25 protein-coding genes, 1 pseudogene and 1 other annotated feature are annotated in these 23,824 nt (G+C 36.4%); of the genes and pseudogenes, 5 read left to right on the forward strand and 21 right to left on the reverse strand.

What is annotated here, in order from left to right; all coding sequences use genetic code 11:
* Positions 1-20: 20 nt before the first annotated feature.
* Positions 21-1,130 (reverse strand): hypothetical protein, encoded by a 1,110-nt coding sequence (locus V4T18_RS03895; RefSeq protein ID WP_332646759.1) that lies wholly within the window; start codon positions 1,128-1,130, stop codon positions 21-23.
* The gene (locus V4T18_RS03900; protein WP_332646761.1) at positions 1,114-1,626 is read right to left on the reverse strand and encodes an RNA polymerase sigma factor; all 513 of its coding nucleotides are present in this window, start codon (positions 1,624-1,626) and stop codon (positions 1,114-1,116) included. Before V4T18_RS03900 ends, V4T18_RS03895 begins: the two co-directional genes overlap by 17 nt.
* Positions 1,627-1,952: 326 nt before the next feature.
* Here V4T18_RS03900 and V4T18_RS03905 point away from each other — a divergent pair, with 326 nt between their 5' ends.
* Entirely contained in the window at positions 1,953-2,537 is a 585-nt protein-coding gene (locus V4T18_RS03905; RefSeq protein WP_332646763.1) for a 50S ribosomal protein L25/general stress protein Ctc, read from the forward strand.
* 62 nt (positions 2,538-2,599) lie between these two features.
* On the opposite strand, the gene V4T18_RS03910 is transcribed toward V4T18_RS03905, so the two are convergent.
* From V4T18_RS03910 to V4T18_RS03935, 6 genes are all read right to left on the reverse strand, one after another.
* Positions 2,600-3,193, reverse strand: a complete 594-nt coding sequence (locus tag V4T18_RS03910) for an anthranilate synthase component II (RefSeq protein ID WP_332646765.1) — start codon at positions 3,191-3,193, stop codon at positions 2,600-2,602.
* A complete protein-coding gene (trpE, locus tag V4T18_RS03915) occupies positions 3,190-4,575 on the reverse strand; it encodes an anthranilate synthase component I (protein ID WP_332646767.1) in 1,386 nt (461 codons plus the stop codon). Before trpE ends, V4T18_RS03910 begins: the two co-directional genes overlap by 4 nt.
* A gap of 52 nt (positions 4,576-4,627) precedes the next feature.
* Positions 4,628-4,827 (reverse strand) — a binding site (T-box leader).
* A 55-nt stretch (positions 4,828-4,882) separates the two neighbouring features.
* Entirely contained in the window at positions 4,883-5,305 is a 423-nt protein-coding gene (locus V4T18_RS03920) for a hypothetical protein (RefSeq protein WP_332646768.1), read from the reverse strand.
* 135 nt (positions 5,306-5,440) lie between these two features.
* Complete coding sequence (locus V4T18_RS03925) at positions 5,441-5,908, reverse strand: NUDIX hydrolase (RefSeq protein ID WP_332646770.1); 468 nt, start codon at positions 5,906-5,908, stop codon at positions 5,441-5,443.
* 447 nt (positions 5,909-6,355) lie between these two features.
* Positions 6,356-7,138 (reverse strand): hypothetical protein, encoded by a 783-nt coding sequence (locus V4T18_RS03930; protein ID WP_332646772.1) that lies wholly within the window; start codon positions 7,136-7,138, stop codon positions 6,356-6,358.
* Between the two features lie 130 nt (positions 7,139-7,268).
* Positions 7,269-7,457 (reverse strand): hypothetical protein, encoded by a 189-nt coding sequence (locus tag V4T18_RS03935; RefSeq protein WP_332646774.1) that lies wholly within the window; start codon positions 7,455-7,457, stop codon positions 7,269-7,271.
* A 207-nt stretch (positions 7,458-7,664) separates the two neighbouring features.
* On the opposite strand from V4T18_RS03935, the gene V4T18_RS03940 reads away from it, so the two are divergent.
* Positions 7,665-8,540, forward strand: coding sequence for a DUF6612 family protein (locus tag V4T18_RS03940; RefSeq protein ID WP_332646776.1), 876 nt, complete (start codon positions 7,665-7,667; stop codon positions 8,538-8,540).
* Positions 8,541-8,590: 50 nt separating this feature from the next.
* Here the strand turns inward: V4T18_RS03940 and ppnP are convergent, their stop codons facing one another.
* Positions 8,591-8,905, reverse strand: coding sequence for a pyrimidine/purine nucleoside phosphorylase (gene ppnP, locus V4T18_RS03945; protein ID WP_332646777.1), 315 nt, complete (start codon positions 8,903-8,905; stop codon positions 8,591-8,593).
* A 168-nt stretch (positions 8,906-9,073) separates the two neighbouring features.
* Between ppnP and V4T18_RS03950 the strand changes: the two genes are divergently transcribed.
* Positions 9,074-9,805 carry an alpha/beta fold hydrolase gene (locus V4T18_RS03950; protein WP_332646779.1) on the forward strand — a complete coding sequence of 244 codons (732 nt, stop codon included), beginning with the start codon at positions 9,074-9,076 and terminating at the stop codon, positions 9,803-9,805.
* Between the two features lie 35 nt (positions 9,806-9,840).
* Here V4T18_RS03950 and rocF read toward each other — a convergent pair whose 3' ends face one another.
* From rocF to V4T18_RS03965, 3 genes are all read right to left on the reverse strand, one after another.
* The gene (gene rocF / locus V4T18_RS03955; protein WP_332646781.1) at positions 9,841-10,737 is read right to left on the reverse strand and encodes an arginase; all 897 of its coding nucleotides are present in this window, start codon (positions 10,735-10,737) and stop codon (positions 9,841-9,843) included.
* Positions 10,738-10,864: 127 nt separating this feature from the next.
* Positions 10,865-11,065 carry a hypothetical protein gene (locus V4T18_RS03960; protein WP_332646783.1) on the reverse strand — a complete coding sequence of 67 codons (201 nt, stop codon included), beginning with the start codon at positions 11,063-11,065 and terminating at the stop codon, positions 10,865-10,867.
* A gap of 46 nt (positions 11,066-11,111) precedes the next feature.
* Positions 11,112-11,642: a D-glycero-alpha-D-manno-heptose-1,7-bisphosphate 7-phosphatase gene (locus V4T18_RS03965; RefSeq protein WP_332646784.1), complete on the reverse strand. Its 531-nt coding sequence runs from the start codon at positions 11,640-11,642 to the stop codon at positions 11,112-11,114.
* A gap of 327 nt (positions 11,643-11,969) precedes the next feature.
* Between V4T18_RS03965 and V4T18_RS03970 the strand changes: the two genes are divergently transcribed.
* Positions 11,970-12,581: a Bax inhibitor-1/YccA family protein gene (locus V4T18_RS03970; RefSeq protein WP_332646786.1), complete on the forward strand. Its 612-nt coding sequence runs from the start codon at positions 11,970-11,972 to the stop codon at positions 12,579-12,581.
* Between the two features lie 54 nt (positions 12,582-12,635).
* On the opposite strand, the pseudogene V4T18_RS03975 reads toward V4T18_RS03970, so the two are convergent.
* Positions 12,636-12,881: pseudogene (locus V4T18_RS03975) on the reverse strand (GNAT family N-acetyltransferase); the annotation flags it as partial.
* Positions 12,882-12,939: 58 nt separating this feature from the next.
* Positions 12,940-13,815, reverse strand: a complete 876-nt coding sequence (locus V4T18_RS03980) for a helix-turn-helix domain-containing protein (RefSeq protein ID WP_332646787.1) — start codon at positions 13,813-13,815, stop codon at positions 12,940-12,942.
* 237 nt (positions 13,816-14,052) lie between these two features.
* On the opposite strand from V4T18_RS03980, the gene V4T18_RS03985 reads away from it, so the two are divergent.
* The gene (locus V4T18_RS03985; RefSeq protein ID WP_332646788.1) at positions 14,053-15,204 is read left to right on the forward strand and encodes a hypothetical protein; all 1,152 of its coding nucleotides are present in this window, start codon (positions 14,053-14,055) and stop codon (positions 15,202-15,204) included.
* Between the two features lie 497 nt (positions 15,205-15,701).
* Here the strand turns inward: V4T18_RS03985 and V4T18_RS03990 are convergent, their stop codons facing one another.
* The 7 genes from V4T18_RS03990 to V4T18_RS04020 all read right to left on the reverse strand — a co-directional run bounded on the left by V4T18_RS03990 (position 15,702) and on the right by V4T18_RS04020 (position 23,662).
* On the reverse strand, positions 15,702-16,238 hold the full coding sequence (locus tag V4T18_RS03990) for a GNAT family N-acetyltransferase (RefSeq protein ID WP_332646789.1): 537 nt from the start codon (positions 16,236-16,238) through the stop codon (positions 15,702-15,704).
* Positions 16,239-16,913: 675 nt separating this feature from the next.
* A complete protein-coding gene (gene phoU, locus V4T18_RS03995; RefSeq protein ID WP_332646791.1) occupies positions 16,914-17,573 on the reverse strand; it encodes a phosphate signaling complex protein PhoU in 660 nt (219 codons plus the stop codon).
* A 12-nt stretch (positions 17,574-17,585) separates the two neighbouring features.
* Positions 17,586-18,416, reverse strand: a complete 831-nt coding sequence (gene pstB, locus V4T18_RS04000) for a phosphate ABC transporter ATP-binding protein PstB (protein ID WP_332646793.1) — start codon at positions 18,414-18,416, stop codon at positions 17,586-17,588.
* 15 nt (positions 18,417-18,431) lie between these two features.
* The gene (gene pstA / locus V4T18_RS04005) at positions 18,432-19,310 is read right to left on the reverse strand and encodes a phosphate ABC transporter permease PstA (protein WP_332646795.1); all 879 of its coding nucleotides are present in this window, start codon (positions 19,308-19,310) and stop codon (positions 18,432-18,434) included.
* A 1-nt stretch (position 19,311) separates the two neighbouring features.
* Complete coding sequence (gene pstC, locus V4T18_RS04010; RefSeq protein WP_332646797.1) at positions 19,312-20,256, reverse strand: phosphate ABC transporter permease subunit PstC; 945 nt, start codon at positions 20,254-20,256, stop codon at positions 19,312-19,314.
* 67 nt (positions 20,257-20,323) lie between these two features.
* Positions 20,324-21,277, reverse strand: a complete 954-nt coding sequence (locus V4T18_RS04015; RefSeq protein ID WP_332646798.1) for a PstS family phosphate ABC transporter substrate-binding protein — start codon at positions 21,275-21,277, stop codon at positions 20,324-20,326.
* 168 nt (positions 21,278-21,445) lie between these two features.
* Positions 21,446-23,662 (reverse strand): peptidoglycan D,D-transpeptidase FtsI family protein, encoded by a 2,217-nt coding sequence (locus V4T18_RS04020; protein ID WP_442916898.1) that lies wholly within the window; start codon positions 23,660-23,662, stop codon positions 21,446-21,448.
* Between the last annotated feature and the right edge of the window lie 162 nt (positions 23,663-23,824).

Raw genomic sequence — 23,824 nt, forward strand, 5'->3', positions numbered from 1 at the left:
TCTAAAGATTACCATATCCATTACCAAAGAGGCGGGATTTTATTTTTATCTGGTTTTTCATTTGTATAGTACATGGAATACGGTACCATAACGAACCTTATAAACAGTGCCTGACATAGAATAAAACTTCCCCAAATAAATGTTGCGATATCCAGGCTCGACATTAATAATGCACTTGGGACAATTAAATAAATACCAATATCATCTTGACGACTCTTTAGTGTATCTAAATAAATTACTTCCTGACAATAATCACATTTTTTATTCGAACGCAGCGAAGATTTTTTTATAGTTTGGCGTAGATTAAATGGCTTACCGCAGTGTGGACAGGTTACAGGCTCACCATTACGTTTAAACCAAAGTTGAATAAAACAAAGATTTATAAATAATAAAATCCCAAAGTATGAGTGAATATACATCATTATGTTATTGAGATAGATTAAACTGACAAACATACTTATTATCATAAAAACAATCGCAATCGATAAGAGCTGCCATTTGAAAGCATGTTTCCAAGCCCTTTCACGTTGAAGCTTTTTCAATGCATGAACATGAATATACAATAAATAGCTCGTTACAATACAAGTACTACTTAATAAAGATATCTGTAGGGCAAGTAAGTGATGTATTGCATCTAATGAGCCAAATAAAAATAAGGGAATACCAAACCAAAAGGCAAAGGTAAGCAATAGTAAAAGGACGGCCGCAAGATGAATAATCCACATTTCTTTATGTGTACGTAGCAGTGCCTGTATCTCAGTAATAATAGGCTTCCCCTGCCAACGTTTAAAACGAAATACTAACAACACAAATTGTACGAATGCTAGAATCAGCAGTACAGCTACAACAAGTAACCATATTACCGTTTCTGTCGAAGTTGTTCTATTAAGAGTTTGAACAGCTGCTGTTGCTAGAGTCGTACTAGCTTGCTGCTGTGAGCTTGGCTGTAGTGACAGTATTATTGCAAATAATGATAGAACGATAAACGCAGGCAACACGAGGCGATACGTCCAGTTCGCATCCTTCCGCTTATTAGGAGAAGTATACATATGTTGAATGACCCGTTCTTTTTGATTCTGAGATAATTTCATTCTATCTAATTCCTTTTTCCAATCATCTTGCATCGTCATTTGCTAACACCTCCCACTTCTGTCTTGGTAAAACTTGTTTTAATTTTTCTCTAGCTCGCTGCAGCCTAGTTTTGATTGTCGATTCTGGTGAATTTAGAAAGACAGCTATTTCCTTCACAGAAAAATCCTCATAATAATATAACAGCAGTACCTCTCTATATTTCACAGGTAACGTAAGCACCGCTCGTGTAATTTCTCCTCGCTCCTCACATCGAATATATTTGGCTTCAGTTCCTTCAGTCGATTCCTTAAATCGTTCACTAAACACCCATTTTGCTCGTTTCCAGCTTCTTAAATAATCGTAGCTACGATTTATCGTCATTTTTGTTAAATAGGTTTTTAGCGAGGCTGTCCCATTGTATTGATCCCGTTTCCGATAAAAGTTGAAAAACACATCCTGTACAACCTCTTCTGCAGCTCGCTCATCCTTTGTATAAATGAAGGCGACTCGGTATAAATAATCACTATATGTATAAATGAGCTCCTCAATATTCATACTGTCCCTCCTTTCTCACCCTATAGACGAACCCAATTTCATTTAGGACTCAATCAAATTTAAAAAATATTACAGAAGTAGATATAGACAAAAGTATACGTTAAATTTGCTTTATACTAATATTTAACTATAATGGTATATGTAGTTTCTTTAATGCTTGCAGAAAAAAATATTTTCACTTCTTTTTCCAGTTATGTTTTGCTGGGGTTGTTTCTTTTTATTTGAGGTACGAGTTTAGTGTGCAAACGATGAGTTGCATTCTTGAATCGATTGATTGCTCTATTAGCAATCAGCCGAAAAATAACATTGGAAGGAATTGAGGAAGTATGAGTATCGTTTTACAAGCTACAAAGCGTGAGGCAGGATCTCGTTCGATTTTACGAGGGATTCGAGAAAATGGCGGTGTGCCAGCAGTTGTCTACGGCTACAATACAGTAACGACACCAATCTTTGTTGATGCAAAGAAGGTTTCGAAAATGATTGTAGCAAACGGTTTAAATAATATTTTTAAGCTAGCAGTAGATGAGCAAAATGTTAATGCTGTTATTAGTGAAGTACAGCGTTGCGCATTAAAGAATACTATTACACACGTTGATTTCCAAGCAATTAATATGTCAGAAGACTTGGAAGTAGACGTACCAATTGTGTTAGCAGGCGAATCTATCGGTGTTAAAGCAGGTGGCGTCATTATGCAGCCAAACTTATCACTCCGATTAAAGGTAAAGCCTACAGACATTCCTGAATCGATTGAAATCGATATATCTCATCTTGCTATTGGTAATTCGATAGCAGTTGGCGATATTCGGGAGCAGGCTAGTTTCGACATTGTTACAGAAGATGATTATATACTTGCTACAGTCATGCCACCAACCGTAACAGAAGCTACTGTTGAAGAAGAAGCTGTACAGTAAATATCACACATAATAAGTTAAGGGTGCTGGCTTATGCCGCACCCTTTTTTGATTCCCAGAACTCACTTCTTCTTAATCGCAAACTTTTCTACTTTATCTAAAAATGCTTGGATCATTTGCGAACCTTCTTCTGTACCTATTGACTCCGGATGGAATTGTAATCCATAGACAGGATATTGCTTGTGCTCAATCGCCATAATTTCCCCGTCATCCTGAGATGTTGCCATAACCTCAAAATCCTGATGCAAAGTTGTCGGCTCGATAACTAAAGAATGGTAACGCATAACTTCTATCTCATCACTAAACTCTGAAAATAGTCCAATCCTTTTGTAATGAAGGGTACTTGTTTTACCATGCATAATTTTCTCAGCACGCACGATCTCTCCACCAAATGCCTCACCAATCGACTGATGACCAAGGCAAATACCTAATATTGGATACTCCTTGTACAGTTTACGAATTAGCTCAACCGTAATTCCTGCCTCTGAAGGGGTACCAGGACCAGGTGAAATAACAATCGCTTCTGGATTCATAGTACGAATTTCTTCTATTGTAATAACATCATTTCGAACAACCTTAACTTCCTGATCAAACATTGATATCTGATGAAATAGATTATACGTAAATGAATCATAATTATCGATTAGTAGTATCATTTTCGTACCTCCAGCAAAGCTCGTGCCTTATTTAAAGTTTCCTCATATTCCGATTGAGGTACGGAATCATACACGATACCAGCTCCCGCTTGTACATATGCCTTCGCTTCTTTAACAATCATCGTACGAATAGCAAGCGCTAAATCCATATTACCCGTAGTCGAAATATAACCGATTGCACCTGCATAAACACCGCGCTTCCTTTGCTCAAGCCTATTAATTATTTGCATTGCACGAATTTTAGGCGCTCCAGACACTGTACCAGCAGGCAAGCTAGAAGCTAATACATCGACTACATGCTTATCCTCTCGTAGCTCCCCTACTACCTCAGAAACAATATGCATCACAAATTTATAGCGTTCAATTGTCATGTATTTTGTCACTCTCACAGAGCCGATTTTAGCTATTCTACCAACATCATTTCTTCCTAAGTCTACTAGCATTTTATGCTCGGCAATTTCCTTTTCGTCAGTTAAAAGGGCTTCGGCAATTGCAGCATCCTCTTCCGGTGTTTTCCCCCTCGGCTTCGTTCCTGCGATCGGATTTGTCGTTACTATTCCGTTTTGCACTTTTACTAGGCTTTCAGGAGAAGTACCTAAAATCGTATAGTCACCAAATTCCATGTAATACATATACGGCGACGGATTCGTTGAACGTAGCTTTCGATATAAAGTAAATGGATTTCCTTCAAAATTCGCCTCAAAGGTTTGTGACAATACAACCTGAAAAATATCACCTCGACGAATATGCTCCTTAGCCTTTTCAACCATTTCAATAAATTGCTCTTTTTCAATCATATGTGAAAATTCAATATTTGACGGATTCTCATTATGCTGTGGTACAAAAGCCTGTAGCTGTTGCTGAATTGCAGTAATTGCTTCCTCCATGTCTTCCTGGCTACGATCATTTTGAAATAAATCAATAGCAACGACAGTTACAGTTTGTAATAGATGATCAACCATTACAAATGTATCGTAGAAAAATACATGGACATCTGGCATATTGTATACATCATTAATAATGTCGCCAATTTTTTCGAAATGAAAGGCAGTTTCATAGCCAAAATAACCAATCGCCCCACCAAAGAAGGCAAATGGATACTCTCCCATCCGTACAGGAAGGCATTCCTTTAATTGCTGGATTACAGGCACTTGCAATTGCTGTACATCCTCTTGCTTTGTAAATGTACAAGACATGCCATCACCCTTTAATTCTGCTACCGGATCTACCGCTATAAAAGAGTACCGTCCACTTTCCTCATATTTCGTATTAGATTCAAATAATACTTTGTTCTTTCCTTGCAGCGCATTATAAATCGATATCGGTGTTAAAGTATCACCTTGTAGCTGCCGCATTACATAATCTTTTGTCTCAACTGTCATCTCTCACTAACCTCTCTCTGCTCATTTTTTGCACAAAAAAAGACCCTCCGTATTAAAGGACGGAGAGCCGTGGTGCCACCTTCATTGACTAAAAAAATAGTCCACTCTAATTCTCGTAACGTGAGAGCTACGTCGATGCATTTCCTCATCGCAGCTAGAAAGTCCATTCGTACTAAATCTTGCACTAGCTTTCACCAACCGCTAGCTCTCTAAAGCTCCATTTAGCCTACTCTCTTTCATTTTCGCTTTTACTTATGTTTTATTCTAATATAAAATTTTTAATAATTCAAACTATTTTCAGCATAGATTATTTTATTCCACTAAGCTTTCTATCAAAAATCCCGTTAAATCTCGTAATTCCATAACCGTAGAAAAATACTTGTAATATAATCATATTCACTGCACCAAAAATTATTCCCGTCTCTACTTGTCCTTGATAAATATAAATTAGCGGAACAGCTGGTAGAACTGCTAGAAAAAGCGAGGCTACAACGAGCAACGTTTTCGTATTTTGTGACCCCTTGTCTTCTTGAACGATCTTATAAAATAACATTAAGTTTAATACCGGTAACCAAGCCCAAAGCTTTTTATCATGCATTCCTAGTCCTTCCACTAGCTTATTATAAATCAAACCAAATAAAAGATGCTGCAATAACGTAAACACTGTAAAAATAACAACAATTAATCCGACATTTACTCCCATTCCATTTGTTTCTAAGAATGCATTCATATTATTACCCCCTTGTAGAAAACTAATATTGTTATACAACTCTATTATATTTATATTTTCAGAAAATTACAAATATATTTAAGTATAATATTTCCATATATTATTTAGTAGCAAGGGAGACAGAATGAAATTACATTAATCACTCTTTTTACTACATGTTAAATCCCCACGATATAAATTAATAAACTCCCGATGACTTCCTATCATATTTTCTGGAAGATGGGCATAATCAAAATAATGTAAGGCTAATGTCTCTGACGAATCGCAAGAGATATTTCCATTAACATGCTTTGTAAGAAATACAGCTGTTACACAATATAGTTCATCTCCGTTCGGTGCTTTCATATAATAGTCTTCCCCAGAAAATACTCCAAGCATTTTTAAACTCTCTACATTTAAACCCGTCTCTTCAAATACTTCTCGCTCCGCTACTTGCTCAAAGCTTTCACCAAGATTCATTAACCCGCCTGGTAAGCCCCATTTTCCATCTGGCCGCTGTTGTAATAGTACTTCATCCTTTGTGTTACATATGATGACTACAGAGCCTGGTAAAATTAATGGCTTTGATCCTATGTATTGTCTTAAATATTTATAATACTCCAATTATTTCCCCTCATTTCATTATCCTCAATTCTAATCTATGTATTTTAACTCCACCCATAAAAAAAAGCGCAAGCGCACCGTTTACCCCCGACAGCTGCTTGCATCCCCTCGTTCGAAAGCATCCTCCTCGCTTTCGAGTGAAGGGACGGGGCGACCCGAGGGGCTGGGCGCTGGAGCTAGACAATTACGAAAAGCGGAAGCGCCCCGTTTAGCCCCGACATGCGCTGGAAGACCCGAATCGAAAGCATCCTTCCCGCTTTCGAGTGAGGGGACGGGGCGACCCGAGGGGCTGGGCGCTGGAGCTAGACAATACTCAAAATTCAAAGATTTATACTTTTGAATAAAGCTACGCACAAACGTAGCCCCTTTTCACTTTTAAATAGTAGCACTTCCCTATTCCAGGAATGTGATTATCTTACATTTGCAGATATTTCTTATTCTATACTCTTAGCTACAAAAAAACACTTTATCGATAAAATCGAGCGGTTCTTCATTAAACTGTTGTTCATTAAGCGCAATAAGGGAAAGCTCTACATTATGATTTTTCAGCTGTCTGATATAGCTAGAAGTATTCGAGTCAACATAATCATCAAAATAGTTGGTTGTCACAAGCATTAATTCTGCATCCTGCTTAGCATTATACATATCAAATAGTGCTAAAGCCTGTTTAAAAACCGGTAAAAGGTTAGCACGATTACACATTTTCAAATGAATTAGCTCGTTCATATTTTGAATGTGTAATTTCCCATGCGTAAACACAATAGGCTGCTTTGTCGTTTCTGAAAACGGCAACACAATACAATCACGCTTTTGCTGTGCACAAAGGTTAAAGCATGGAATAATTAAGCCTTTAGCGAGGTCTTCTAATGTCTGCATACTTTCAGAGCAATCCAATGCTATAATTAACGGTGCTGCTAAATCCACCTCTGTTTGAAACGGAACAAAGCAAACATTATCTTCTATTACGACTTGATCTTTTAACGTCGCTTTTCGTACTTCTGATGTATTGATTGCTGGGATTTCGCTTCCTTCAAAAAGTATAGGAACCATCGTCTCTACTTCTGCAATTTCCTCTTGAAATGCTAATGCAACATTCATTATTCTAATAAACTGTTCATCATTTGCAAAGTACTGTAAAAAAGCCTGTTGCTCTACTTGAGATAAATGTTGAAACATATCACTAGTAAATAAATATTGTAGAAATTTATCGTTAAAAATATCGTATGTCATTTTTTCACACCTTACCATTCGATAAAATAGCAATAGTAAGTATAGCGAAATAACTGCAGCAAATATAGTAATAATAATTAATTACCCCGTTCATCCTTAAAAAATATTACAAAATTGTGAAGCATAATGTTCAAATACTCGAGCGTTTGCCTACAGGCTGACCTTGAAATTTTTTCAAAAAAGTAAGACCGCTAATGAGCAAAATAGAACCCATTCCAAATAGCATCGTACTTGCTCCTTCATAATTTAATAGCATTAATACTAGCCCTACACTTAATAAAATACCGCTAATAATTAATAGAGCTATTCCATTTTTCATGCACATCTCTCCTACTCTTTATTTGTCTACTATCATTTCCAAATCCTTTTCAATTTAAAACAAATTAGAGAACATCTTTTTCTATCACATATACACCCAACTAATACCATTAATAGAAAAAGTTTTTATATTTTATAAAATTCTGAAACCTTTTCCATCCTATGAACGTATAATATGTTGTATTCACAGAAAAGGAGATGGAAACATTTGAAGAAAAAATTATTTTTAGGAATGACAGTAGGTGCTGCAGTTCTAGTAGCAGCATGTGGAGACACAGCGGAAGTAAAAAAAGATGATTCATCATCTGGAAAAACAACAGATAAGTCAGAATTAACACTCCAGCAAGTTTATGATAAAACATTGGATAGACAACAAGAGCTTAAAAGTTCAAAGGTTGACATGAACATGGATATGGACATCGAAATGACAGTTGATGGAGAAACTGTTAATATGACGTCAAATTCGGCATTAACAATGGAAACAGTTATTAGTCCGTTACAATTTTTTATTGATGGTACAACTTCAATGACTGACGATTCCACTGGCGAAGAATTAGAAGTTCCTATGAAAATGTATATGACTGAAAAGGATGGCTTTTATTTATACGAAGAAACAGCAGGCGGTTGGTTAAAGCTTCCTAATGAAGAATTCGAAGGCATGCTAGAAGCTGCAGGTATGCAAAATGATGCAACAGAGCAACTAAAACAATTACAGCAATTTATTAAAGAATTTAAGTTTGAGCAAACAGATGATAGCTTTGTGTTAACGCTTGATGCGGAAGGCGAAAAATTCTTGGAATTTATTAAGGAAGAAGCAAGTGCTGCGTTAGGTGAAGAAGGTGAGGCCCTTTTTGCTGATTTAAGTAGTCTTACATTCGATAATGCAAAATATGAATTAACAATCGATAAAAAGACATTTGATTTAACAAATATGGTAGTGGATATGGTTATGAATATCAATGAAGAAGGCATAGAAACGAAAATCACTCAAAGTGCAACTATCAATTACTATGACTTCAATTCAATTGATAGCATCACTGTTCCACAAGATGTAATCGATACTGCAGAAGAGTTTACATATTAATTAGTAAACACGGCCAATCTCTTTTTTAGGGATTGGCCTTTCTTTATGTATTAATCCTCTAAATAAGAACAACAATAATCTGTTACTGATTCTACTTTAAGTTGAAATTTACTATTTCCCGGTACATAAAAGACTCCTTCACCATCAATTTCTTCCCATTCGCAGCCCTCTAGCTTATACAGTAGCTTTCCTGCTATTATTTCCATTTCTTCTTTTAAGCCTGTTGAAAACTCATAATCACCAGGTAGCATAATACCTAATGTTTTTTTAGATCCATCTGGCAAAATTGCTGTACGACTAGTAACTTTTCCATCAAAATAAATATTTGCTGCCTTTTCTATTGATACATTTAGTAATTGTGTCATATATGCACTCCTCGTAAGTGTTGTATTACTATAGCATATATTTCCGTGCAGAATACATACTTTTTTCGGCTAAAACCTATCGTAATTAGCGATAATAATAAAGCTTTCTTGTTTCTTTTATAGATAGTTGGGAAGAGTACATAATAGTACAGCAAAGGAGGATTTATTATGTTGCATTACGACCGGATTGGAAATGGAGAAAAGCTTGTTTTGATACATGGTTTTTTAGGTGATTGTACGATTTTTAATCCCATTATGGGTGAACTACAAGATCATTTCGATATGATTCGAATAGATTTGCCAGGACACGGGAAAAGTGCAGTCGAAAAATCATCATACTCTATATATGATTATGTAGAAGCGATTTCAAATATTTTGAAAAAGGAAAGAATAGTATCCGCTACTTGGCTTGGCCACTCGATGGGCGGTTATATCGTTTTAGCTGCACTTCAAAAGAAAACTCCCAGCATTGAGAAGGCCATTTTAGCGTATACCTCGACATCTGCAGATACAGCAGAAGCTCAGAAAAAAAGAGCAACACAACAGCAAAATATTATAGCAAATGGGGTAAGACCGTTTGTTGATAATGTGATGCCAGCATTTTTTGCACCCCATGCTCAAGATAAGGATATCGAATTCGCAAAGCAAATTGGCTATAGAGCAAATGAGAATGGATTAATTATTGCACTAGAAGCCATGAAAACGAGGCAAGATCAAACAGAGCTTTTAAATACTGCTACAACACCAATCCTAATATTTGAAGGTACACAAGATAATATCGTAAAACCGATTAATACAGATAATATCGTTGTACAAAAAATCATCACGAATACAGGTCATTTAGGAATGATTGAAGAACCCGATGCATTTACCTCTGGTATAAAACAATTTTTATTGTGAGAATAAGCTGGCACATACCTTATGCCAGCTTATTATTATAATAACTTTTCTCCAAATAACGAACCCATTAATGCTACAGCAACAGTTGCCGTTTTATTTCGCTCATCTAGAATTGGATTGACTTCCACAAATTCTGCCGAAGTTATTTTTCCACTTTCTGCAAGCATCTCCATTGCTAAATGACTTTCACGATAGCTAATGCCCCCTAGGACAGGCGTTCCAACACCCGGGCATTCCATAGGATCTAAAGCATCTAAGTCTAAAGATAAATGAACACCATCTGTATGTTTTAAGTAAGCAATTGTTTCTTCCATCACCTTTGCCATACCGAGTTTATCAATTTCATGCATAGTAAATACTTTAATTCCCATTTTTTTGATTAATGCTTTCTCCCCTGCATCTAAATCTCTAGCTCCGATAATGACTATATTTTCTGGCTTTAGTTTTGCCTCCTCTATACCGATGGACGTAAGAAACGGATGACCTATGTTTAAATTTACTGCTAACGGCATACCGTGTATATTACCAGAAGGAGAAGTTTCAGGAATATTTAAGTCTGCATGGGCATCATACCAAATAACACCTAGATTTTTGAATCCATCTCCAATAGCTGCGATTGTACCAATTGAAATACTATGATCTCCACCAAAAATTAACGGAAAAGCGTCCCCTTTCATTATTTCCGTAACTTTATCTTTAAGCCTCTTACTCGTTTCGATCACCGAAGTTAAATTTTTTAAATTATATGGCTCAGTACTTTCTACAACTCTAGCATTCACTTCAATATCTCCGTAATCCTTGACACAATATCCTAGCCTTTGAAGTCGCTCTACTACCCCTGCATAGCGAATTGCACTTGGCCCCATATCGACACCCCTTCTAGCCTGCCCTAAATCCATAGGAACTCCTAAAATCGAAATACATTTCTTCATCAAGCTCACCCCTTACAAAAATAAACGAACATTTACTCTCAATGTATCAAAATTTCTACTTTTTTGATAATATTAGCACCTAAAAAAAAGCACTATGGCTTCTTTTAAACCATAGTGCTGCAATCGTTTACTTGTTAAGGATTGAAGGATTATTTTTACTAGTTGGTTTTTCATTATTTTCATTGTCATGCTGTTTTTTTGCTTGTTCATTTTGTCCTATAACCGCTAAATCATCCGCACTAATATCATATCCATAGCCAAACTCTTCTCGGCCTAATCCCTTCCCGCGTCTCTTTTTATTTTTATTAGACAGAATAATCACCTCCATTTATTAAATTCTCCATTTTAGCGCTGTCTATACTTTAGGCATGCATTTATCTTCGAGATACATCCTCGATAATCCAATCCGCTGCATGGAATAAATCGGGGAATACTGCATCAGCAAGCGGGTCACTTTTTCCTAAAAAAACTGTTTTTGTACCCGCTTTTTTGCCCGCTATAATATCTGTGTCCGTGTCACCGACCATGTAAGAGCGGGATAGGTCAATTTCATATTTCGCAGCTAAATCCTGAATCATTTTGCTGTTCGGCTTACGACAGGCACAGCCAGCTTTCGGCTTATGTGGACAATAGGCAGCCTCATGAACAATGGCCCCCTCCTTCTTTAGTCTAGCAATCATATGTTCATGAATATGCTGTAGCTGAGCCTCTTTCATGAAGCCTAAACCAACGCCACCTTGATTTGTCACCACAAAAATATAGTCAAAATGTGCATTCAATTTTTTTATTGCTTCAGGCACACCCTGCAAGAAATATAAATCTTTCGGCTTGTTTACAAATTTTACGCGATCCGTTAACACTTCATTAATAACACCATCGCGATCTAAAAAGACAGCCTTTAGCATCTCATCACACCTCAAGTCTATTGCATTAGATATTGATTATTGTGGTGAAAATGATGAGATTTATTCTTTCGGATGGAGAAAGAGTGTAAGCATTAAAAGTCGGGGATGCTAATTATGCACCTCATACTACTCTCCTAGCTGCGCCCCTGGGAAATCACGCTGGCGCAGTGGAAATCAATCCTAGGTTATGGGCATTAAATCAGTACACGTTACTTCTTTAGCCATAGAATCTCAAAAGTATAATCATTTTTTCAAAACGAATAAAATGAAACTAATTCCTCTTTAGTTCGTATATTTATTATTAAATATACGTAAGGGGTTTTGATTATGCACAGTGACATATTAGGCAAAGTATTAAAGCATTTCACTTTTATGTGGGTGCTAACAGGAATTGGTCTATTTACCGGCTCGTTACTATCGCCTGCAATTATTTTACCGATTTCCATCATTACAATCATTTTACTTATTGTCTCTATTTTCGTACGCAGTATACGCCTTGCCAACATCATTAGCTATGCTCTACCTTTTTTAATTGGGATTACATTATTTTGGACAACACAGTTTTATATCGAAGAGCTTGGTGCAGGGCTTGTCTTTAGTGTATTGATTGGTACGATTGCAGTCTTTATCCTACTAGGTGTTGTCGGGATGATGATTCGTGATATTTCATCGATTGGAATGTATTTATTTGCAACATTAATTGTTGTCTTTATTTTTTCCATTATATTCTTCTTCATTCCAGTAAGTAATACTATAATGTTAGTATTTGCTGCAATTACAGTATTATTATTTGTAATCTACACTGTATACGACTTTAACCAAATCCGACATGGTCATGTACAAGAACATGAAGCAGTTAGAATGGCGTTAAACTTGTATTTAGATTTTATTAATATTTTTGTCAATGTACTAGAGGTCATTTGGCGACTTAAAGATTAAATTCTAATACTAAAAAAGGCAGAAATGTTGATTAAACAACACTCTGCCCTTTTGTTATAATTCTATGTTTCTATTAACACTTTCCCATTCTTCTCTTAGCAAACCCATTCGAATAGAATCATAGTAGTCGCCATTATAATAGCGAGCCTTTCGAATTCTTGCTACCATCTTCATGCCGAGCTTTTCCCCGACACGGATCATTCGCTCATTATCTGACCAAGTTGTATAGCCAACACGAACTAGCGGTAAAGCTCTTGAAAAGAGGATTGACCTATAATTTTTTAATGCTATCGTTCCTAAGTTATCATATCAGTATTTTAGATATTTCATCTACAGAATTAACAAAAATAAGTATTTTTCATTTTACTTTTTCAAGCCGTCTTAAATATTTTTCCTCTTCTTTCAGTCTTTCTACTAAATCTCTATCATCAAATATTTCTGCCACCCCAATTAAATTAATTAATAACATAGACGTAGTATGGTCTGGTTGTTTTCCTAATTTATTTTCTAAAAAACCTTTCCTTAGTAGAGATAACGATGTTTGAAAGTAATTCTTATTTTCTTTAAATCCATATATTACTTTCTCATTCATTATATAAGCAGAGTTATACTCATTTGCTCTTATTAAAAGATGTACTACATTATATTGAATTGTAAGGGCCAGTAACTTATATCTATTATCTAATTTAGAATATTTTTCTAATCTTGTAATAGCTAAGTCCGCTATAGATATTGATGTCTCTAATGGGAATAAAAATAAAATATTATTTATTAAATACAAATCTGATAAGTACCAAATATCAGTTCTTTCTAATCGACTCCATATAATCTTTGCATACTTAGAAGCTATTTTAAAATCGGACGTCATTTTCAATTTAATAAACCCTTTGCACAACTGAAGAATATCATATAGAAATGAATCATAACTTTTATTTAAATATGCTGTTGATAAATTAATAATTTCTTGTAAAACTTTTTCATCAATAAATCTTAGATTAATGAAAGTTTGTATAATTTTTTCTTTTTCATCAAGGTCATAATCATTATGTATAAAACTAAATTCAGCATAAGAAATATCTAATTTTCTAAGTATATGTATAAAATTTTCCGTTGTTAATTGAATTTTATCTAATTCAAATTTCGAATAACTAGTTTGATGGATAATATTTTCTGAAATAAATTTTTGCGTGTACCCTTTACTAATTCGAATTTTTTTAATTGTTCTCCCAATCAATATACACTCCCCCTTTAAGCTTATACGCCTATTTTATTCAAATTATTAAATTTCCAGATATTATGAATTATAGCATATGCAAATTCTAATGTAAGGAGGGCTGAATATGGTTGAACATATTATCCTTTTTATTGATTGGTTAATCGGAATTGGTATCTGATAATTTAGATATTAATTTCTTTTTCGATAAAAAATCAAAGATAACATATCAAAGTCAAGGAGGTTATTAAATTTAATATGTTAAAAAAATCAGGAAAAATAACAGTAATATCAGCTCTCTTTTTTGCTATCTTTTGTTCATTCGAACAATTTAGTTCTGCTGAGATTGATAAAAATTACGCAAAATCAGATAATAACAAGTCTATTATTGAACTACCAAATAAAGATCCTGAATTAGAGATTACTCCACTTGCATATTCTAAGTATTGGACTAAGGCAGCTTGGTATATCATTAACAAGGCAGGAAACTCTTGGTACACGAAATCACCAACTGTTTCATATGGATCAAATGTTGACTTTGTAAGTAGTGGTTCTATTGCATTTAACTCGAGCAATTACGGCGCTTCTACTAAGCATATAGTAACAAGACTTGATAGTAATGATGAAATCGACGTAGTACCAGAGACCTCTTTAGTAAATTATGCATCAAAAATTTCAGTAATTATCACAGACCCTTCAGGAAAAGATGTCCTTTCACATTCAGTCACTCCTCAACAACATACAACTTACAAAGGTTCACTTGGGACTTACACAGTTCGATTTGTACAAAATTCTGCGCAAACTTGGAACCTTTGGATTGCATTATGGCACTACACAGGTAATATTGCTTGTTCTACACCTCCTTGTCCTGAACAAACAAGTTTATCCAACTCTAAAATGAAACATAAAAATGGTGATATAGTAGAACTTTTAAACACAAAAAATAATGCATTATTTAAAAATGAATATATTAATGGTGGTTTCTATGCTATTCCATCTAAACAACATGTTATTGAAGATACTCTATATAACTTCTCCCCTTCCCAAACATACTCAGTAAAATATTTACAGAATCTTGGGTATGATAAAGAACTTGACCTTTTAGTTAAGAATTTCAAGGGTCTATCAATCGGTGATATAATAAATTTTGAAGATGATATCCAATCTATTAGATACAGCCCATCTGACAATACTACTTATTTCGGGTTCGAAGAATTAGATGGGAATTTAACTGAGTGGCCATTCAAAGGGGATTTAACAAACTCTTATCAGATAGGAGATAAATTATTACTAAACTTAAATGTAGTAGAAGAGGTTGAGGGTAAAGAATATGAAACATTAGATTATATAAAATATGGTTTAGAACATAATGGAGATGCACCAGATATAAATCTATTCTTGTCCAACTGAAGAAATTAAAATAAGTAGCTCAATTATTATTGGGCTACTTTAGATTGATTGGCATAATAAGTTAAAGGAGACTATACAATGAAAAAAAATATTTTGCTCCTTACATCTCTCACATCTATTTTTATTTTTATATTATTATTCAAAGTACTACAGAAGCTCTTTAATTTAAATATTATTCCATGGAATAATTTCACAGACATGTTGACGTTACTTATTTTTATTCCAAGTATTATTTTTATATCTATTATTTCATCAAAATACTTGTATTCTATATTAGAGAAAAAAAAGTAATTACTCATTTTTATTTTTATTATTGTGCATGTGATTTTTAAATCTTTGAATAGAATAATCTATTAACTATATTTGTACGAAATGGTATCTACATTCTTATCTCAATAATTTTGCATTGACTATAAACTTTCTACGGTGATTTATATTTCTATAGAAGAAACCGAGCAGTGAGTTTGCTCGGTTTTCCAAAAAATAAATCGCTACATTTACATAACACTTTCCCATTCTTCTCTTAGCAAACCCATTCGAATAGAATCATAGTAGTCTCCATTATAATAGCGAACCTTTCGAATTCTTGCTTCCATCTTCATGCCGAGCTTTTCCCCGACACGGATCATTCGCTCATTACCTGACCAAGTAGTATAGCCAACACGAACCAATGGTAACGTTACAAAAAGATGATTGATCCATAATTTTAGCGCACGAGTTCCTAGCCCTTTTCCCCATGAATCACCTTCATGTAAAACAATGCCCATCTCTAACCATTGGGAAGGCTCATGCTCCCAGTAGTATGAAATAATGCCACGCACAATTCCACTCACTTCAATTACCCAAAAGTTATCACGATGAATCCACTGTCTTCCTTGCGGTAAAAACTCTTCGTATGCTATTGCCTTATGCGGAAAATACGGTGCATCCCATTTCTTCCATTCAGGCTGCTCCTCTTTATAAATAAGCTCCCAAAGTCGAATCATATCCGACTCTTCTACAGGTCGAATCATTAACTCTTGATCTTGATACATATACATCCTCTTTTCAATAATTATTCTTTTCTATGGTTTGATTGAAAAGAGAAGCTCTATTCTACTTTTCAATCACTCGCTGTAACTGTTTCATAATCATCATTCCTTTCACAATAACTGTAAAAATTATACCACACTTACATTATTATAATTAATCACCAAAAGTCAGAGTTACTATTTTCGAACCGCACACTGCACTCCGAGCGGACGCTTTCCGCGGGCATGGCCTCAGTCTCCTCGTCGTTCGTACCTCACTCCTGCGGGGCCTTCAGCTCATGCTTGTCCCGCTGGAGTCGCCGCTCTACGTTACTTGTGCTAAAAATTGCAAAAAAATAATTCTGGATAATACATTTTGCTAAATTTTGATGACATTATAAATAAAGCGTTTTTGATTGGAGTGGAGCCAGCGTGAGTGCATCTGTCGGCTACGCCTTTCGATGCAGAAATAATCGGTTCCTTTCACTGGGGAACCAATTATTTCCCTTGGGGATTAGCGTCAATGAGACCCCGCAACGCAGTGAGGAGGCTCATCGGACACCCCCAGGAAAGCGCGCTGGCGCAACGGAAATCAACTCTACGTTGAAACGCGTCCGCCAGAATGGAGATGAACGGCATCGAAGAAAAAAAGAGTACAGGAACTTTTCGTTCAGTACTCTAATTCGGGACGCTCTCATATTAATTATTTAATTCGTAATGCTGACCCTTTACTAAATAGAATAGGTGCTCTGCAATGTTCGTTGCGTGGTCGGCACAGCGTTCAATATAACGGGCGATAAATGATAAATACGTAATTTGTGGAATGCTTTCAATTTTTACGCTCGTTAAGCGAAGTAGGTTGCCAACTGTTTCACCATATAGTTCATCTACCCTATCATCAAATTCAGCAATTTCTTTCGCTTTTGCAATATCTTCATTCATAAATGCCTCTACTATTTGACGTAGCATCGTCGTCGTTTGACTACACATATCCTCTAGCGTTTCAATCGATGTGATAAATGGCTCCTGACCAATTCGAATTGTTTCCTTCGCAATGTTTACAGCATAATCACCAACACGCTCCATATCGGCCGATGCCTTTATAATGACCATCAAGCGGCGTAAATCAGTGGCAACTGGCTGCTGCTTTGCAATAAGTAAAATTACACGATCATTAATCGCTTCCTCTAATCGATTTATTTCAGCATCCATATCGATTATTTCAAGCGCTAGCTCAATATCCTTTTTCACAAATGCTTGAAACGATAAATCCAGCGACTCGATTGATTTTTGACAAAGCTCTAATAAATCTTGTTGTACACTTTTAATATCATGCTCAAAGCGTTCACGTACACTCATCCTAATACCTCCTTATCCAAATCGACCTGAAATATAGTCTTCTGTTCGTTGATCTGCAGGTGTAGAGAATATTTTATCTGTCTGGTCGAATTCAATAATTTCGCCGTTTAGGAAGAAGGCTGTTTTATCAGAAATACGAGCTGCCTGCTGCATATTATGTGTCACGATAATAATCGAGTAATTATCCTTTAACTCCTGTACAAGCTCCTCCACCTTTAACGTAGAGATTGGGTCAAGCGCTGATGTTGGTTCATCCATTAAAATAACATCCGGCTCAATTGCTAAACAACGTGCGATACAAATTCGTTGCTGCTGTCCGCCTGAAAGACCGTATGCATTTTGATGTAGACGATCTTTTACATCATCCCAAATCGCTGCGCCTCTCAATGACTTTTCAACAATTTCGTCTAGGATTTTTTTATTTTTAATGCCGTGGATACGTGGTCCATATGCGATATTATCATATATTGATTTTGGGAAAGGATTTGGCTTCTGAAAAACCATCCCTACCTTCGTACGTAGCTCCTCCACTTGATAATCTGAACCGAAAATGTTACGTCCTCGGTAGTTGATTTCACCTGTAGTTCGAACAATCGGCACTAGCTCCACCATACGATTTAGTGCTTTTACATAGGTAGACTTCCCACAGCCTGAAGGACCAATAACGGCCGTTACCTCATTCTCTCTAATATCAATGTTAATATTTTTTAATGCATGGTGCTCACCATACCATAAATCAAAATTTTTCGTTTCAAAAACGACCTTTTTTTCACTCTGTACAGCTGTCGGTGACTTTTCAATAATCTTAATCTTAGGTGCCGTACGCTCCGCAATATTCACCATAAAGTACACTCCTCTTTAATAACGTTTTTGAAATTTATTTCGAATAAAGACAGCAATCGAATTCATAAAGACAAGTACAGCCATCAGCACAATAATTCCGGCTGCTGCAACATACTGGAATTCCTCCTGTGGACGTTTCGCCCAATCGAAAATTTGCATCGGTAGCGTTGTAAATGCACTTAGTAAATTTTCAGGTAAGAACTGAAGAATGACCGGAATACCGATTACGACAAGCGGTGCTGTTTCACCAATTGCACGAGATAGCGCCAAAATACTACCCGTTAAAATACCAGGTATTGCTGCTGGTAATACTACTCGCACGATTGTTTGCCATTTCGTTGCGCCCATTCCATACGAGGCCTCACGCTGTTCATTTGGCACCGCGCGAATGGCCTCCTGTGCTGCTACGATAATAACAGGAAGAATAAGTAAGCTCATCGTAAGACCAGCTGCTAAAATACTTTTCCCGAGGTCCATTAAGCGCACGAAAATTGTTAATCCAAGCAAACCAAAAACTATCGAAGGAACACCTGCTAGATTTGAAATATTCATTCGAATAAAATCATTAATCTTATTTTTCTTGGCGTATTCCTCTAAATAAATAGCTGTGCTGACACCTAATATAATCGAGACAGGTGCGACTACTGCCATTAACCAAAGAGACCCAATCAGCGCTGCCTTAATCCCTGCATTTTCAGGAATTCGAGAAGCAAAATTAGTGAGAAAATCAAAATTTAAATAGCCCAGCCCCTGTGAAAAAATACGGAAAAGTAATACAACTAGCGCAAGTAAGGCAAAGCTTGTTGCTAGTAGGAAAACGGATTTCCACACAAGATTAAATTTTAAACGAGTTCCCATGCGCTTCATTACGCTCGCATCGTTCATGTACTTCATGTTAATACTCCTCTCTGAAGCGCTTCGAGATATATTGAGCTAGTAGGTTCATTAATAGTGTAAAGATAAATAGTGTGAAACCAACTGCATAGATTGAATAATATATTGTTGTGCCATAGCCTGCATCGCCAGTTGATACTTGAACAATATAAGCTGTCATTGTTTGGATAGAGTCTGTTACCCCAAAATCAAACTTTGGCGTTGAACCCCCAGCTAGTGAAACAATCATCGTTTCCCCAATTGCACGTGAAATAGCTAACACTGTCGAAGCTACGATCCCTGAAAGTGCTGCTGGTAAAACTACCTTTATTGCTACCTCAAATTTTGTAGCACCTAATGCCATTGCGCCTTCACGAATAGAGTTAGGAACTGAGCTCATAGCATCCTCAGACATAGAAGCAATCATCGGCAGTATCATAATACCGACTACAATACCAGGACTAAGCGCGTTGAATATTTTCAGCGATGGTATCAATGTTTGTAGCAATGGTGTGACGAAAGTTAAGGCAAAAAATCCGTATACAATCGTTGGAACCCCTGCTAGCACTTCTAGTACTGGCTTTACCATACGACGCGTTTTATCTGAAGCATATTCACTTAAGAAAATAGCGGCGCCTAATCCAAATGGTACTGCGACTAACACAGCTAGTAAGGTAACTTTTAATGTACCTAAAATTAATGGTAAAACACCGTATAGCGGCTCCTTACCTGAAAACGGTAACCACTCTGTACCGAATAAATAATCCGTTATTGATACTCTCTGAAAAAATTCAAAGGTCTCGAAAATTAATGTAAAGACAATACCAAATGTTGTTAAGACTGAAATTGCAGCAGCAATAAATAATGCCATTGGTATAGCTTTTTCCATTAATTTTTTTCCTTTTTTATTACGAGACTTCGCAATCATCTCTTGAATTGATTGCTCTTGTAGTCCTCGAGAAGCCATGTTGTAAACTCCTTTCTTTATGCGAAACAAATTGTGTGGTAGAAAACGAGCTACCACACAATATTAGTTATTTTAAAGTCTCTAATTTAGCGAGACCTTCTTCATATTTTTCCTCTGGTAAACGAACATAGCCTGTTGATTCAGCCATATCCCCAGCGTTCTCAAGTGTATACTTCATGAAGTCTAAAGCTGCTTCATTGTCCTTAACCGCGCTATTTTTCACATAGACAAATAACGGACGTGAAAGTGGAGAATATTCACCAGATTCAATTGTTTCATTTGTTGGTTTTACCCCATCAACTGAAACTACTTGTAGTTTGCTTTCATTTGCTAAATAGTACGCATATCCGAAGAAGGCAATCGCATTTTTATCAGCTACAACACCTTGAACTAGTACATTATCATCCTCTGATAAAGTAGCAGATTTAACTAAGTCTTCTCCGTCTAAAATTACTTCATCAAAGTAATCATACGTACCAGAGTCAGCACCTGGAGAGTAGAATACTACCTCTTCATCTGGCCAAGATGGATCGATATCAGACCATTTTTTTGTTGTACCATCTTCAACCCATAGCTGCTTTAGTTGATCAACAGTTAAGTTTGCTGCCCATGTATTTTCTGGGTGAATCACAACTGATAATCCATCATAAGCAAGTTCAAATTCTGTATAATCAATGCCCGCGTCCTCTAGACTTTTAGCTTCCGTATCTTTAATTGGACGAGATGCATTTGAAAAGTCTGTTTCACCATTAACGAATTTTTCAAAGCCACCGCCTGTACCAGATACACCTACTGATACACGGACATCCTTTTGTACACCCGAATATTCTTCTACAAGCGCTTCTGTAATAGGTGCTACAGTTGAAGAACCATCTCCGATTACATCACCTGAAAGCTGTGCAGTACCTTCTTCTGCTTGATCGCTATCTGCTGATGTTTTGTCAGCATCATCGCCACATGCTCCTAAAAATAATGCCGAACCTAGTAATGCTGTCATGCTTAAGTACTTCCACTTTTTCATCTTGAGTTTCCTCCAATTGATTTCATAGTAAGTGTTCTTACAAGCTTTACTATAAGATTCCTATATTGAGAGGATATAAATCGAATGTTAAGCGTTTGTAAAGGAGTGTTTTGTTTTGTAAACGACAGAAAAAGAGGACTCCTTAAAATAGGAAGTCCTCTCTTCTAATTATTCATTCACTTTTTCTTCCGTTTCGTCCTCATCCAATTTATCTTTTGTAATGGCAGGAAGAATCGTTTGTTCCACAGTATTTGTTGAAATTCCGTTTTCGCTATATTTCTTCTGTAATTCGAAATACTTATCTAATATTTCACGAGCAATTTTATTTGCGTGTGGCAATGGTTTTGGGTTCGTAGTTGCCCATGGAATCATAACAGCATATGCTACCTCAGGATTTTCAAATGGTGCATAGCCGGTGTGAACAATATTAACAGTATTTGTTCTCCATTTATCTCGCTGCGGTCCGTAGTAAACTACTTCGGCCGTACCGGTTTTCCCTGCTGCTGTATAAGGTGTATCACCGAATGCACTACGAGCAGTACCTTGGGTTCCATTATAAACTCGACGTAAGCCCTCTTGTACATGCGCAATTTCTTCATCCGAGTTAGCTATACGGTTTAATATTTTTGGTTCCACCTCATCAACTAACGTCCCTAGTTTTTCTCCATCAGAAGAAGGATTACGAATTTCCTTTAACATACGAGGCTGAACACGGTAGCCGCCATTTGCAATCGTTGAAATATACTGTGCTAATTGCATGGTTGTATACGTATCAAACTGACCAATCGCAATATCTAGAATTTTACCTGGCTGGTCAACCTCACCAATTACCCCTGCTGTTTCTCCAGGTAAGTCAATGCCTGTAGGAACACCTAGCCCAAACTGTGAATAGCCATTCCGTAGACGCTGAATCGTATCTTCCTTTAATTTTAACGGCATATTGTAGTAATACGATGGATTGCCTCCCATCATCATGGCGATTTTAAACATATAAACGTTAGACGATCGCTCTAACGCCTGTAAATCAGTCATAGAAAAACGTGAAGAACGGTTGAATAAAGAGCTTTTAGGATTTGCTCCTGCTAATTTAATAGGCTCATCGATTAAAGGAGTGCCTGGCGAAATAACACCTTCATTGTATCCGGTTAAAACAGTTGCAGCCTTAATCGCTGACCCCGCCTCATAGGAAGTCGTAAATGAGCCGTACGAATAGTCAACAATATACCGCTCGCCTGTTTCCTCATCATACTCTATTTTTTTGCCTACAACAGATAGCAGCTCGCCTGTATTGGGATCCATCATAACATAGAATGCACGGTCTAGTAGACTTGAGCTACCCTGTGCTTTTAATTCTAAAAGATATTTCTCCACAATTTTTTCTGCTTCAGCCTGTAATTCAGAATCTAGTGTTGTTACTAAATCTTTACCTGGCTCCCCAGGAAAAGTTGTCACCGTTTCAACAACCTGACCTTTTTTATTCGTTAAGTTTTTAACAACCGATTTTTCACCTTGTAGTATTTCCTCGTACTGTGCTTCAAAATAACTTTCTCCGACACGGTCATTACGTGAATAATCACGGGCAAGGTAAAAGTTCAGCTTACTTTTCGGAATCCCTTTACTTGGAACTGTTGTACGACCTAAAATTGAGATCGGCGCTAGACGAACTCGCTTCCAGTCTGTTGTCGTATTGACTCCTGGTAAGTCCGCAAGTCGCTCTGATACACGAGCAAACTCTTCTGAAGTAACATTTTCACTTTTAATAATTTGCGGTGACAAGAAGTACCCTGCTGACATTTCACGGTAAATAGCTAATACCTCTAAATCAAAGTCTGATAGCTGTGCTAGCTCCTCTTCCGTAATTCGTTCCCGTATACGCTTATCATGCTCTGCATTGATTGCTTTCTCCTCTAAATCCTCGTTAGCTGCACGGTATTCATCCATCTCTTTTTTTGTTACCTTTTCTAATGCAGCTTCGCGATTTCTAAGAATCCAAAAGTCTAATTTATCGCGATGCGTAACACGATCTATAGGCTGCTCAATTAGTCTAGCTAACTCTTCAGCGACTTCGAGCATTTCATCTGTTTTTGTCGTTTGCATTTTCGTATACGTAATGGCATTTTCAGGGTCATTATCTACTAAAATACGGCCGTAGCGGTCAAAAATTCGGCCACGTGGCACACTCGTATTTACACGTGTCTCTTCTTTACTTTCAAGCTTACTTACATAATCCTCACCTTTAACAATTTGCAAATAGCCTAGGCGGAAAATGAGCAATGAAAATAATAAAAAGATTGAAAAGAAAAGGACATTCATGCGGAACGTAAGGTTTGCACGTTGCTGTGCCTTCGCCTTTGAGCCACGATTATTTTGCGTTTGATTTCGCACTGTATATTCCCCTTCCTACTTATTCCCATAAGGATTACATATTATAAGTTCATAAATTTTAGTATAGCATTTTCGACACTTATTAGAAAGGTACTTGTACAGCAATATCGTGCTATAAATTCTATACTTCTATTCTAATTTACAAAATAGACGACCGTATCC

Origin of the sequence: Lysinibacillus sp. 54212 (assembly GCF_036662795.1) — a bacterium.
Classification (GTDB): Bacteria; Bacillota; Bacilli; order Bacillales_A; family Planococcaceae; genus Lysinibacillus_B.

What these genes read in the sequence shown, in the direction of transcription:
- V4T18_RS03895 (WP_332646759.1), bottom strand. Translation starts at nt 1,130, where the DNA reads ATGACGATGCAAGATGATTGGAAAAAGGAATTAGATAGAATGAAATTA.
- V4T18_RS03900 (WP_332646761.1), bottom strand. Translation starts at nt 1,626, where the DNA reads ATGAATATTGAGGAGCTCATTTATACATATAGTGATTATTTATACCGA.
- V4T18_RS03905 (WP_332646763.1), top strand. Translation starts at nt 1,953, where the DNA reads ATGAGTATCGTTTTACAAGCTACAAAGCGTGAGGCAGGATCTCGTTCG.
- V4T18_RS03910 (WP_332646765.1), bottom strand. Translation starts at nt 3,193, where the DNA reads ATGATACTACTAATCGATAATTATGATTCATTTACGTATAATCTATTT.
- trpE (WP_332646767.1), bottom strand. Translation starts at nt 4,575, where the DNA reads ATGACAGTTGAGACAAAAGATTATGTAATGCGGCAGCTACAAGGTGAT.
- V4T18_RS03920 (WP_332646768.1), bottom strand. Translation starts at nt 5,305, where the DNA reads ATGAATGCATTCTTAGAAACAAATGGAATGGGAGTAAATGTCGGATTA.
- V4T18_RS03930 (WP_332646772.1), bottom strand. Translation starts at nt 7,138, where the DNA reads ATGACATACGATATTTTTAACGATAAATTTCTACAATATTTATTTACT.
- V4T18_RS03935 (WP_332646774.1), bottom strand. Translation starts at nt 7,457, where the DNA reads ATGAAAAATGGAATAGCTCTATTAATTATTAGCGGTATTTTATTAAGT.
- ppnP (WP_332646777.1), bottom strand. Translation starts at nt 8,905, where the DNA reads ATGACACAATTACTAAATGTATCAATAGAAAAGGCAGCAAATATTTAT.
- V4T18_RS03950 (WP_332646779.1), top strand. Translation starts at nt 9,074, where the DNA reads ATGTTGCATTACGACCGGATTGGAAATGGAGAAAAGCTTGTTTTGATA.
- rocF (WP_332646781.1), bottom strand. Translation starts at nt 10,737, where the DNA reads ATGAAGAAATGTATTTCGATTTTAGGAGTTCCTATGGATTTAGGGCAG.
- V4T18_RS03960 (WP_332646783.1), bottom strand. Translation starts at nt 11,065, where the DNA reads ATGGAGGTGATTATTCTGTCTAATAAAAATAAAAAGAGACGCGGGAAG.
- V4T18_RS03965 (WP_332646784.1), bottom strand. Translation starts at nt 11,642, where the DNA reads ATGCTAAAGGCTGTCTTTTTAGATCGCGATGGTGTTATTAATGAAGTG.
- V4T18_RS03970 (WP_332646786.1), top strand. Translation starts at nt 11,970, where the DNA reads ATGCACAGTGACATATTAGGCAAAGTATTAAAGCATTTCACTTTTATG.
- V4T18_RS03985 (WP_332646788.1), top strand. Translation starts at nt 14,053, where the DNA reads ATGTTAAAAAAATCAGGAAAAATAACAGTAATATCAGCTCTCTTTTTT.
- V4T18_RS03990 (WP_332646789.1), bottom strand. Translation starts at nt 16,238, where the DNA reads ATGTATCAAGATCAAGAGTTAATGATTCGACCTGTAGAAGAGTCGGAT.
- phoU (WP_332646791.1), bottom strand. Translation starts at nt 17,573, where the DNA reads ATGAGTGTACGTGAACGCTTTGAGCATGATATTAAAAGTGTACAACAA.
- pstB (WP_332646793.1), bottom strand. Translation starts at nt 18,416, where the DNA reads ATGGTGAATATTGCGGAGCGTACGGCACCTAAGATTAAGATTATTGAA.
- pstA (WP_332646795.1), bottom strand. Translation starts at nt 19,310, where the DNA reads ATGAAGTACATGAACGATGCGAGCGTAATGAAGCGCATGGGAACTCGT.
- pstC (WP_332646797.1), bottom strand. Translation starts at nt 20,256, where the DNA reads ATGGCTTCTCGAGGACTACAAGAGCAATCAATTCAAGAGATGATTGCG.
- V4T18_RS04015 (WP_332646798.1), bottom strand. Translation starts at nt 21,277, where the DNA reads ATGAAAAAGTGGAAGTACTTAAGCATGACAGCATTACTAGGTTCGGCA.